Origin of the sequence: Massilia rubra, from assembly GCF_011682065.1 — a bacterium.
Lineage (GTDB): Bacteria > Pseudomonadota > Gammaproteobacteria > Burkholderiales > Burkholderiaceae_D > Telluria_A > Telluria_A rubra.
The window spans coordinates 1-12,352 of record NZ_VUYU01000022.1 but is presented as its reverse complement, the minus strand read 5'-3'; the positions used below and the strand labels follow the sequence as shown (position 1 = coordinate 12,352).

Genomic DNA, 12,352 nt, shown 5'->3' with positions numbered 1-12,352 from the left:
CCGCCTCCTCAGATTGACTCAGCGCTGCGTCGCAGCCAGCAACGGGGCCGCGATCCATTCCCAGATGCGTCGCCGGTCCTGGACGATATCGGCATCCAGCGTCATCCCGGCAGGCAGTGGCTGCGCTACGCCATAGACATCGATGCTCTGGCGCGACAACTGCACTTTGATTCGGAACAAGGCCTCGTTGCTGTTTACACCCGGCATGCTCTGCAGGGCATTGCTTAATATCGTGCTGGCCAAGTGAGGGGGAAGATCGTTTGGCGCAAACGGCGCCTTGCTGATATCGACAATGCGCCCCCGATGCAGGCCGAATTTCTGATAGGGATAGGCCTGATAACGAATCAAGACCGTTTGGCCGGTAGCGACAAAGCCCATCATCCGGCTGGGCGCGTAAAGTTGCACCTCCAAAGGTTCCATGTTTTGCTTGCTGCTCGCCTGAGGTATCAACACCGCAAGAGACTGAGCCGCCGCGACCGCTTGCCCGGAACGGTAAGTAATCGTCGCCACAACGCCTGCCTGCGGTGCGAGTATCAGACTGGTTCTCCGGCTGTGGTTTTCGGCTATATCCTTGTCGACGATAGCCTCTGAGCGCTGCAATTGACTCATCGTATTATCCAGCTCGCCCACGCTGGCGGTACGTTCGGCAGCCAGGTTCAGCTTGGTGGCTTGGAGTTGCAGCTTTGCCCTTGTGAGCGTACTCATCCTTGCACCAAGATCGATCAGTTCTTCCTGCTTTTGCTGCGTCTGCGCAGCTGAAACAAAGCCGCTGCCTTGCAGGGTTTCGTACTTGACCAAGCTCGACTTTGCGAGGTCGAGGCGCCGCTGCGCTAGCGCAATTTCCTGATCGAGTTCCAGCGTCTCCGCATTGACATTCACCAGGCGTTCATCGATTGCACTCGCCTTGTCGCGATGCTGCGCGACGCGGGTGCGGCGTTCGGAGGCCAAGGTGTTTTTCTGGATTGTTAACTGTTGAGCCACCAGCATGGAAATTTCTCCGCTGCTTCCCTGGCGTTCCGTCGCCACCTCGAACAGCGGCTGCCCGGCGATCACAGCTTGACCTTCGGTCACGAAGCTACGGGTCAGAATTCCCGGGTTCATCGCGGAGATCGTCAAGCTTCCTCCGGCAGGCAAAGTCATGCCAGTCACCCGCGCCTTTCTGGTCACGGTGCCGAAGAAAATGTAGGCGAGGACGCACAGCGCAATGACCATGGCAAAACCCGCCACGATTCTGACCGACATGGGCTGGGCGAGCCGAATGGTACCCATCCATTGATCGGAATGCGCTTGTGCCACTTCTTTGCGGAAGAATGTATCGTTGACTGCCGATTGATATTCGGGAGGGGCGGCCTGCCTTACATCCGGCGAGGCGGTATTGAGCGTGTTCTGACAAATGTTCGACATTGGACAAGTCTCATTTCACGATGGGCAGCGCGCATCGCCTTGCAGCGACGCGGTTTGCGTGAAGAAACGGAGTCTTACAGGCTATCGAACATGCAGCGTCATCTAATGACTTAACGTAAGTTTTCCCGACATTAGCTTATTGCAATTCAGCTTGCGGTAAAACAAAACCACACGCACAAGATCGTGCGCTTATCGCGCTGCCCTGATGAGTGGCTGCGCTTGCAAAGCGGATCAGTCGCCCGCCAAGCGCGTTGAGCGGCCCAGCGTCCATGCAAACGCCACGCCAGCCGAGGCGCCGGACTTCTTCTTCATCAGCGGACTGTCTTCGTTGGCAGCGCCCGCGTAACTTTCAAGGCGCACAAAGCCGAACACGCGCACATCCTCGTTGATCATGCGCGAGGCGCTTGCGCCCACACGCGTGAGCATCAGTCCCGCGGCGGACCGGTAAGCCGGCCGCGCGGACGTGGCGTACTGGGGCTGCACTTCGTAGAAGTAGCGGTTCACCTTCTTGTCGCCGATGACGACGCCCGCGTTGGCATCGAACGTCCACAGGCCATCGGCGCTGCGCATCTCGTACACCACTTTCGGTTCGAACGTGAAGCCCTGCGTGCGCACCCCGGCGCGCGCTTCGATCACGGCGCGCAGCGGGATGTCGAGGCGGATCCGGCTCGACGCGCTCGGCTCGGCGATGCGCACTTTCAGGCGCGGCCCGAATTCGAGCAAGGTGCCGAGATTGGGCATGCCGGAGCGCGCCGCCACGTCGTCGGAGCGGGCCGGCAGCGACGCCGCCAGGCCGACGTCGAGTTCCACAGCTTCGCGCTTGACCAGGCGTGCGCCGATGCCGGATTGATCGGCGCGAAATACCTTGCCGCGATAGATCAGGAACGGCAGCAGCAAGCCGCGCGTGGAGCGGTCGGCCGCGCCGGGGTAGGCTGGGGTGGAGGCGACGCCGCCGAGGACGCCGGCTTCCCACAGGGGGAGCGGTTTGCTTTGGGCGGGTGCGGCGCGGGCCGCAATGGGGAGGGCCAGGAATACGACGGCGACTATTGCGGCTGGTTTCATGAGGATGCTCACGGGTGGATCTGCGAACTTGGGTACCCGCCTTCGCGGGTACGACGGTGGGGGAAGATTTACGGCCAGATGGTTTGCAGCAGCGACGCCAGATGGTAGCCGCCTTTGATCAGCTGCGTTTTGGCCAGCGCGGAACTCGGCACCGGGTAGTTCGATCCCATCTCCAGCCCGAAGGTGTAGTAGGTCTCGCCTTTGCGGTTGGTCTGCTTGCCGATCGCACCCGGCGTTACATCCGAATACGCCAGCTTGGACGCGGCCAGCGCGTCGTCCGCCCACTGGTACGGCCAACTGGTCGCATCGCCCGTGTTCATCGCCACCACCGGTTTGCCGTCGATGACCTTCTGCGCGAACTGCTCCGGCGTCTTGGTGCTGATGCGGCGCATCGCGTAATCGACCACGGTGCTGTCCCAGTACGAGTGGAACGGCCGCGTGGTCCACTTCTGCGCACCCGGCGGCAGGGGCTTGGCTTCGCCCTCGATCAGCTTCGCGCTGAGCGACGTGAGCTTGTCGTCGTCGAGCAGCAGGCTGTTGCCGCCGCGCGAATCGTAGATATTCAGGCTGTCGACATCCTCGTGCTTTTTCGGCACAACGAACTTGCCATCCTTGCCGACAAACGCCGCGCCAACGTGCAGCGGCTGGTGGATGTCGCCGGTCATGTGCGCCACCAGCAGCAAGGCCTGGCGTCGGGTCAGTTTGTTGGGATTGAGCGCCGGATCGGTCTTGCCCTGCAAGACGGCGATGGCCTGCTTGAGCGTTTGCACGATGTCGACATCGGCCGTGCCCACCGCACCGTCATGATAGTGCTCGTTCTGGAACGGGATGTCGGTGTAGTGATATTCACTGTGGCGCGGATTGACCGCCGTGTAAGCGTTCATCTCGGCGGTCGGCGGCGTGTAGCCGACGCCGCCCTTGGCGCTGTCGGCCCATACCGTGATCGATTCGAGGCTCTCTCCCGGCAGCAGCAAGGCCGCCACCTGCTTTTCGGCGTTGCTGCCCTTGATCAGTTTTTCGGCGATGGCGCCGACCGCGCGGTGCCCCTCGGCGCCCCAAGCCAGCGCCTCGGCCGACACGAAGGCGGCGGACAGCGCCAGTACACAAGCCAGTTTCTTCATCATTCATTTCCCTTGTTCGGTTTTGGATAGTCTTTGCCAATCTCGATCGGCGCCGCGTACGAGGAGCTCCACGCCTGCTCGTGCAGCGCGCCGAGGCGCTGCGCCATTTTCTCGTTGCGCAGCACGACTTCGAGATTGCGCGACTTGTCGAAGTAGCCGCCGGCCCAGTTGCTGGTGCCGACCCAGGCCAGCTTGCCGTCGATCGTCATGGTCTTGCTGTGGATGACGCGCGCGAACGGAATCGGCCCGCCCGACGCCACCGGCAAGGTGACGATGCGCACCTCCACGTTCGGCAGCAGCGCCAGGCTTTTGAGGTAGGCGATGCCGGGTTGGTCGGTGTTCCAGTTCGATACCATCAGCTTGATTTTCACGCCGCGCGCTGCGGCCGCGCGCACCGCATTGTCGATCACGCCATAGTACGGGCGCGTGTTGTCAGGTCCGTAGCCGAGCGGCGCATAGTCGAGCAACTGGATACGCACCTCGCTGCGCGCATCGGCCAGCAGCGCCGGCAGCACCACTTCGGAATCGGCCACGCCGGGCGGGTTGTACGCCGCCGGGCTGGCGACCAGTTGCGCAGCTTGCGGCGATACCGCAACGGCCAGCGCGCGCGGCACCGCCAGCTTGGCCGCCAGCAGCGACTGCGCCTGCCAGTCACGTTCGAAGACCGCGTGCACCTGCGCCACCATGGCCGCGTCGGTAATCAACAGGCCCGTTTCGTGAATGTGGGTAAAGGCGCGCCAGTCGAAATTCTGGCTGCCGATAAAGGCGGCCTTCTTGTCCACCGCGAGGTACTTGGCGTGGATGATGCCGGTGCCGGTCAGCTGCGCGTAATCGAGCACGCGCATCTCCAGATTGGGGACCTTGCGCAGCCGCTCCAAGGTGGCCGGATCGGACAGGCCGATACCTTTCTTGTCGAGCAAAAAGCGGATCTTCACACCGCGCGCGCTGGCCGCCTCCAGGCGCTCCACCACCTTGTCGAACGGCGTGCCGGCCTTGCTGATGGCGTAGAACTGGCCGATCACGATCTCGCTGCGCGCCTCGTCGAACAGCTGCGTCCAGACCGCGGCGCTGCTGCGCAGGTCGGCGTTGACGAGCGTCGTTTCCACCGGCGCGGTCTGCACCAGTTCATAGCCGGGGATGGAAAAACCGGCCTGCGCATGCGGTCCCAGGACCAGCGCAAGCAGTGCGACGAGGCCGCGCCGAAGGGGCGTCATTGGACCGTCCCGATGCGACCCGGCGGCGTGTCGCTGCCCGCCGGCTTGCCGGCCTTGTCCTGCTTGACCAGGAATTGCACCACGGCGTCGATATCGCGGATCTGCGTATCGCGCTTGTTGGTGGCGGCGGCAAAGGCGGGGAAGCTGTCGCCGCCTTCGGCCAGGAAGTTATTCCCGGCCACGCGATAAATGGCGGCGTCGTCGATCGCCTTGCCGTTCAGGGTGACGCTGTCGCGCACGACGCGCTGTCCTTTCGGCGCGGCCTTGTTCCAGCGATAGCTGAAGCCATCCGACACCTGCAGCACCGAGACGCTGCTCGCGCCCGGACGCGCCCATTGCTGTTCGAGCAGCGCGCGCAGTTGAGCGCCGCTCATGTCCATGACCACGATGGTGTTCCCGAACGGGAGCACGATCTGCACGTCGCCGTAGGTGGCGGTGAGGTTGGCTTCGACGTCGAGATCCTGGCGCATGCCGCCCATGTTCATGAAGCCGATCTGCACGCCCTGCGATTCGGTGGCGGACAGCACCGCGTCGGCGATCAGGCCACCCAACACGGTTTCGCCGCCCGCGCTTTCCTTGCGGTGGATCGAGCGCACAGCCACGCGCGCGACCGGGCGCCCAAGGGCCTGCTCGCTGCGATCCTTCGCTTGCTTGAGGAAAGCCGAGACGCGTTCATCCGGTGGATACTGGCCCGGTTTCATGATCACGTTGCGCACCGCGATGTCGCCCACCGCGCCGCTGGCCGGGTCGACCATCATCTTGATGCGCGAGAGGACATGGCCGCCCATCTCGCCCTGGGTCACCACGCGCCCGTCGACCTTGCACTGGAAGCCCGTGTGCGAGTGGCCGCTGACGATCACGCGAATGGCCAGATCGAGCTTCTTGACGATGTCGACCACCGGGCCTTTCAGCTTGCTGCAATCGGGCTTGTCGAACGGTTCCGGCGTGGTCCCGCCTTCGTGAATGAGCACCACGAACACCTGCGCTCCCTGCGCGCGCATGGCGGGGATGACGCGGTTAATCGCAGTCGCTTCATCTTCGAACGTCAGGCCGACGATGCCCGAGGCCAGCACCACGGAGGCGGTGTTGCGCAGCACGGCGCCGATCAGGCCGACCTTGACGCCCTTGACGTCTTCGATCCGGTAAGCCGGCAGGAACGGCTTGCCGGTGGCGTCGTCGATCACGTTGGCGGCCAGGTAGCTAAAGCCGGCGCCACGGAAGTCCTTGGTGAACTGGCAGGCCTTTTCGGGGCGCACCGACTCGCAGCCGCCGCGCTGCTGGCGCAGCAGTTCGGCGCGGCCGTTATCGAATTCGTGATTGCCGACCGAGGAGATGCGCATGCCGGCCATGGTCAACGCCTCCAGCGCCGGTTCGTCCGCCCACATCGACGACATGGCGGGCGAGGCGCCAATCAGGTCGCCGGCGCCGACGAACAGCAGGTCCTTGTCCTCGCGGCGCCAGGCCTGGACGGCGGCGGCGATGGTGTCGACCCCGCCCGCTTGCACGGTTTGCTGGCCGCTGGCGTGGATGCTGTTGTACTGGAATTTGGTGGCGTCGAGGTGGCCGTGGAAGTCGTTCAGCGCAACCAGGTTGATCTCGATCTGGGCCGTCGGGCGCGTGGCGCAGCCCGCCGACAGGAAGGCCGCGGCGAGCGCGGCGCAAAGGGGCCTTGAGAATAGTGTCATAGGTAGTAGGATAACCGAAGAGCGCGGGCCGCAGCGGACGCTACGCCCCTTGAAATGTATCGGGAATGTATCGCGCGGGACGAAAAAAAACGGCCAGTGTCGCCACCGGCCGTTCCTTGAGTTACTTAGCTAGGCATCAGAATTCGTACTTGACGGTCGCCTGGATGGCCCACTGCGATTCGCCCTTGGTCTGGCGAACGTCGAGCGATTCAACGTTGTCGCGTACTTTGTAGATGTACTTGTTCCCATCCATGCCGACGTAGTCGACGAAGCTGCGCGCCTGCGCGCCGGCGCCCTGGAAGGCCACTTCATTGATACGGCCCCATTTCTTGTTCAGCAGGTTGCCGACGTTGAAGAAGTCGAGGCTGAACACGGCCTTATTTTTCGCGAACAGACCTGGCAGTTCCTGGGCGATGCGCATGTCGAAGCTGTTGGTCCATGGCGAGAAGTCCGTGTTACGGCCAACCACGCCGCCAGCGGCTTTTTTCAGCACGCTGTTGCTGTTGACCACGCCCCAGAACTTGTCTTCGTTGGCATGGCTGCCTCCGACATCGCCAGCGAACACCACTTCGCCCGAACCTGGCGCCGACGGGATGTACATCAAGTCGTTACCACCGGAGCCGTCGCCGTTCAAGTCGTTGTTGATGGTCCAGCTGTAAGGTTTACCCGAACGGCCTTCGTAGAACATGCCGAAGCGCGTCTTGTAAGCACCGAAGAAGTTCTTCTGGAAGTTGACGATGGCGTTCACGCGGTTCTTGACCAGGTAGCTCGAATTGGCGTTGACTTCTTCATTCGGATTGAACACCGAACGGCCGGTGAAGTTCGAGTTCGAGGTCGACGAGGTCAGTGGCGAGACTTCCTTGGCGTCGGTGTAGGTGTACGCCATCGACCAGCCCAGGCCCGAGGTCATCGGACGGCTGATCGACATGGTGGCCATGCCGCTGCCGCCCTTGTCGGTCTTTTGCGCCAGCAGCACGTTGGCGAACGATTCGTTGCTCAGTGCTTTAGAACGCAGGCCGCCGCAGACGGTGCCGCTGTTGATCACGTTACCGTTCGAGCTCCAGCAATCCTTGTTGTAAGCCTGGTTGGTGTAGAACAGGTCGCGGCCGTCGCTGCCTTTACGGGTGGCGGCGCCGAGGTTCAAGTTCTGGTAGTAGATCGCATCTTTGGACTTGACGTGCAGGTATTCCGCGCTGAACACCAGGCCGTACCAAGGCAGTTCCATGTCGAAGGCGACGTTGGCCTTCCACACCGACGGCTGGCGCAAGCCTTGCGCCAGGATGTCGACGTTGGCCGCTGGCGTGGTCACGCCGACGAAGTTGGTCTTTTGCTGGTCTGGATCGGCATTGAAGATGGTCGCGCCGTTGCACGACGCAAAGTTGCCGGTGCCGCAACCGACCGTGGTGGTTGCCACGCCAGGATTCGAGAACGGGTTCGACAGCCACACAGCGGCGGCGTTACCCTGGAACAGGCCGGCGCCACCGCGAATTTGCATCTTGCGGCTGGTGTCGAGCTGGTAGTTGATGCCGAAACGCGGCTGCACCAGGTTCTGGCCGTCGAAGGTGTTGGTGTTGTCCATGCCATAGCCGCCTTTTTCGCGCGCGCCGGTCAGCACATTGCCTTCGATCTTCGCTGCGGCGATGGCGTTGTTGCGGCGCGGACGGTCGCTGATGCGGGCGGCGTCGAGACGCACGCCGGCGGTCACGGTCAGGCGTGGGCTGAGGGTCCAGGTATCCTGCACAAACGCGCCGTAGTTTTTCAGCGAGAAGTCGGCGACGGCGTCGGCCAGGTTCACGCCAGGTGCGGCAACCTGCACCTGGTACGAACTTGGACGGCCTTTGCTGAAGTTTTCCAGGATCGCCTGTTCAACCTGGGCAGGGGTCGCGCTGCCGCAGGTGATCTTGCCGAAGCTGTAGGTCCAGGTATCGCTGCTGTTCTGGCAGCTGAACGAGTAGTTGCCGAAAATGTTTTGCTGGAAAGCGTTGTAGACCTTGTTGTTGCTGTAGTCGGTGCCGAACTTGACTTCGTGATCGCCCAGGGCCCAGTTTGCGCCCAGGTAAATGTCGTCGGTCTTGGTGCCGAGAACGTTGCGGTGACGGCTGTTCTCAGTGCCGAAGGCGAGCGAGCGGTTGGTGGTTGGCACCGATGCCGGCGTACCGTCCGGATTACGACCGGTCATCGACAGGCTGATCGACGGCAGGCGCGAGTTCAGGGTCGGCACGCTGTCGTAGTCGCGCTGCGAAATCTTGAATTCGGTCGAGAAGTTCGGGCTCCAGTCGGACGTCAGCTGGGCCACGAAGGTTTCGATGGTCTTGTCTTGCGCGAACCACTGCGAATTGAGCGACAGGCCGGTGGCGGAAATGCCGGCAAATTGCGGCTCGGACTGCGACGTCTTCGAGTAGCGGAACATGGCGCGGTGGTCGTCGTTGATGTTCCAGTCGACCTTGACCAGCGCATCTTCCACATTCAGCTTGGCGCCGCTCGGCACGTCGGTGGTGCCGGCATTGAGGCCGTAACGGTCCTTGGCAATGCTTTGGGCCGACGAGATCAGCAGCGGCGAAATGCCGACGTTGGTCAGCGAGCTGCCCAGCGGGCCGAAGGCCGGCGCGGCGCGGCTCGACTCGAGCTTCTCGTAGTTGGCGAAAATGAACAGCTTGTCCTGGATCAGCGGGCCGCCCAGGGTGAAGCCGGCGGTGGTGTCCTTCGACGATGGCGGCGCGTAGTAGGTGTCGTTGGCGTTGTTGTAGCGATCGCCCGACATCTTGTCGTTACGGAACACGTAATACAGGCTGCCCTTGAGGGTGTTGGTGCCGGACTTGGTGACGGCATTGATGTTGCCGCCGGTGTAGCCCTTTTGCGTGACGTCGTAGTTGGCGACGTTGACCTGCACGGTCTGGATCGCTTCGATCGAGATCGGCTGCTTGGCGGTCGGGCTGCCGTTCGATTCCAGGCCGAAGGTGTCGTTCACGGCCACGCCGTCGATGGTCAGCGAGTTGTAGCGCGAGTTCTGGCCGGCCACGGAGATTTCGCCGCGTTCCTTGTCGGTCTGGGCCACGCGCGGGTCGGCGCGGGCGTAGTCCTGCAGATTGCGCTGGATCGATGCCTGGGTGGCGATTTCGGTCGAACCGAGGCTGGTGCCCGAGCCCATGTTGGTTTTCGAGAATTTTTCGGAACGGGCAGCCGAACCGGCGATGGTCACGGTCTGCATCGGCGCGCCCAGGGTGGCGTCGATGGAAGCGGTCTCGGCCAGCTGGATGAACACACCTTCGCGTTTTTCGGTGATGCCGTCTTTGGTGATGATGATCGTGTACGGGCCGCCCGAACGCAGGCCGCGCGCCACATAGCGCCCTTCGCCATCGGTGACGACATTGCTGACGGAACCGGATTCGGCGTGGACGATGGATACGGTCGCGCCGCTGGCTGGCTTGCCGTCGGCGGCGGAAATGCGCCCGCCGATGGCCGACGTGGTGTTCTGCGCCATGGCCGGCAAGGTCGCCAGCGCGATCGATAGCGCCAGCGCCAGCTTGGTGACCTGCATCCGATTATGTTTGATCATTGTGTAACCCCAAAAAAAGACATGTTATGGTGGGAAAGCGGCGGTGCTTTCCCTCTGTACTTTGTTGCAAATCTGCGCTGGCGGCGCGGGTGGCGCCGCCACGAAAAACCAGTCACATCAACGCGATGCCGTTCTTATTCTCATCGGCCAGGTCCGTCAAGCGAGCGCGCTCGACCGCGACAATGTCCTGCGCAGCGCGCAAGTCTACTGACTTAATATGTCACCAGCATGACCAAGTGGCGACTGGCAAGATTGCTTCGTGGATCATCCTCAGGCAACTATGCAGCACTGGCTGCGCGGCTGACAAATACCATTTCATTTATGCATTTATATATCGATCATATAAATTCATGCATAAAGTAGTGCTAGAAGGGGTTCCTGAGGCGTGTTTCCGGGCTTGTGGCCTTGGCGGGATTATAAATCCTACGTTCTGAGGTGAAATCCTTTCATACAGAATTTCGACAAACGTTTGCCCTGACGCGCAAATGTGTAGCGGGACGGCCACACACTTTCCATTACGTAAATCATTTTTTACAACTAAAGCGGGGAGATTTGGGCTAACTCAAGATTGCACGGACGAGCTTGTGCTGAGTTTGGGAGGTGGGAGCGGGAAAACGGCAAAACGCCATCGCCTCCGGCAGTGCCGGAGGCGATGCGGCAAGTCAGCGAGCGCGCGGCTTGGCGCTGGCGGCCGTCGGCCAGCTTGCCACCTGCGCTTCAAAGCGCGCAAAGCGCTCGTCGAGCTGGCGCGTCAGGCGCAGCTTTTGCTGCTCCGGCAAAAAGGCGTAGCGCACGCCGTTGTACGAGACCTTCTTGATTTCGGCGTACGAGGGCTGGTAGCGGCTGGCGAACAACGTGTATTCCTGCGACAGGTTATGGCGCGTGACACCGGCATCGTCGGTCGAAATCACATACGGCACGCCGAACTTGCGGTACAAGGTCACCGGATGATTGGCGCCTTCAATGCCGGAGATGAAGGCATTGCTGGTCAGGTTGATCTCGACCGGAATATCCTTCTCGCGCATGGTCTTCATGATCGCGGTCGCATTCGACTCGTGCGCCAGGTCGATGCCGTGGCCGATGCGGTCGGCGCCGGCCACGTTCAGGGCTTGCTCGATGTGGAACTTGAGCCCTTCCGGCGGCACGTCGCCCAGCGCCAGTTCGCCGGCGTGCAGGGCCAGCTTCACTTTCGGATACTGGGTCTTCAGGAAGCGGAACATCTTCATGTGCAGTTCATAGTCGCGCATCGACGGCGCCAGGCTTTCCTGGCCGACGATATTGACGCCGACGATCAACTCGCTCCGGCTGGCGGCCTTGAAGCCGGCCAGCATCGACGAAAACACCAGCGACGGGTTGACCAGGCGCAGTACATACGCCTGGTAGCGCATGGTGAACTGCGCGTCGTCGATGTTGGCGTGGTTGGTCTCGATGCGCGCGACGTAGTCGTCCAGGCCCTGGTTGAAGGCGGGGTCTTTGTCGAGCTTTTCCATCCAGTTGCGCATGGCGGCGGTGAGTGCGGCATCGTCGGCGGCCTTCCACATGGCCGTATCGGCGTCGGCGCTGCCGGTCATCGGCGCGAGCTTGAACATGGTTTCGATGTAGCCGACGTTTTCGGCGATGGCGCGCTTTTTCAGCTCCAGCAAGCCTTCGTTATAGTTGGCGTTCGAGACCGGGCCGAAAAAGCCGAAGGTCTGGAAGAACTGGCGGTCCGGCGGCGGCTGGATCGCGCCGTGGTTGGAGAAGTCCTTGCTCGACCAGCGCTGCAGCAGCTCGCGATAGGTCAGGTCGTCGGCCAGCACCTCGCTTGATGACAGGCAGGTGCGCTCGGCGGCGGGCAGCGCGCGCTGGGCGTCGATGACGGCCTTGCTGGTTTCGACGCGGTAGGTCTGCTTGTTGACGCACAGGCCCTGCTTGTCGAGGAAGTCGACGTATTGTTCGGCGTAGAGGGCGCCCGAATAGTGGTGGTGCAGGTCGGCGCCCTTGGGCATCTGCGAGAAGAACAGGGTCAGTTCGGACAGCTTTGGCTCGGCGCCGGCGATCAGGCCCGCGAGGTGGCGCGCGGTGGCCGCTTCGTTGGCTTTGGACTTGGCGGTGGGCGCGTCGGCGTGCGCATTGGCTGCCAGCGCCAGGGCGATCAACAGGCTGCTCGTTTTACGGATCATGGTTCATCTTCTCTCGTATAGTTGACAAGCCGTCGTCCCCCCCCCCCGCGGGGGGACAAAACCCCGCAGGGGGCAGGGGGGGATGGGACCCCCCCCCCCGGGGGCCCGCCCCCCAAAAGCGGCGGTTTAAAAAACAGGAGACCGCCGC

The 12,352-nt window shown here is 62.3% G+C and carries 7 protein-coding genes; all 7 read right to left on the bottom strand.

The window, feature by feature from the left end:
• Window positions 1-18 precede the first annotated feature (18 nt).
• Window positions 19-1,404 (bottom strand): HlyD family secretion protein, encoded by a 1,386-nt coding sequence (locus F0185_RS25305; protein ID WP_167229181.1) that lies wholly within the window; start codon window positions 1,402-1,404, stop codon window positions 19-21.
• Between the two features lie 231 nt (window positions 1,405-1,635).
• Window positions 1,636-2,466, bottom strand: coding sequence for a MipA/OmpV family protein (locus F0185_RS25300; RefSeq protein WP_167229179.1), 831 nt, complete (start codon window positions 2,464-2,466; stop codon window positions 1,636-1,638).
• 68 nt (window positions 2,467-2,534) lie between these two features.
• Entirely contained in the window at window positions 2,535-3,587 is a 1,053-nt protein-coding gene (locus tag F0185_RS25295) for a S1/P1 nuclease (RefSeq protein ID WP_166894310.1), read from the bottom strand.
• The gene (locus tag F0185_RS25290; RefSeq protein ID WP_167229177.1) at window positions 3,587-4,801 is read right to left on the bottom strand and encodes a phospholipase D-like domain-containing protein; all 1,215 of its coding nucleotides are present in this window, start codon (window positions 4,799-4,801) and stop codon (window positions 3,587-3,589) included. The genes F0185_RS25295 and F0185_RS25290 overlap by 1 nt, the downstream gene beginning before the upstream one ends.
• Window positions 4,798-6,486, bottom strand: coding sequence for a bifunctional metallophosphatase/5'-nucleotidase (locus F0185_RS25285; protein WP_167229175.1), 1,689 nt, complete (start codon window positions 6,484-6,486; stop codon window positions 4,798-4,800). The genes F0185_RS25290 and F0185_RS25285 overlap by 4 nt, the downstream gene beginning before the upstream one ends.
• Before the next feature lie 136 nt (window positions 6,487-6,622).
• Window positions 6,623-10,042: a TonB-dependent receptor gene (locus tag F0185_RS25280; protein WP_167229173.1), complete on the bottom strand. Its 3,420-nt coding sequence runs from the start codon at window positions 10,040-10,042 to the stop codon at window positions 6,623-6,625.
• Window positions 10,043-10,704: 662 nt separating this feature from the next.
• Window positions 10,705-12,204 carry an amidohydrolase family protein gene (locus tag F0185_RS25275; RefSeq protein ID WP_167229171.1) on the bottom strand — a complete coding sequence of 500 codons (1,500 nt, stop codon included), beginning with the start codon at window positions 12,202-12,204 and terminating at the stop codon, window positions 10,705-10,707.
• Window positions 12,205-12,352 lie beyond the last annotated feature (148 nt).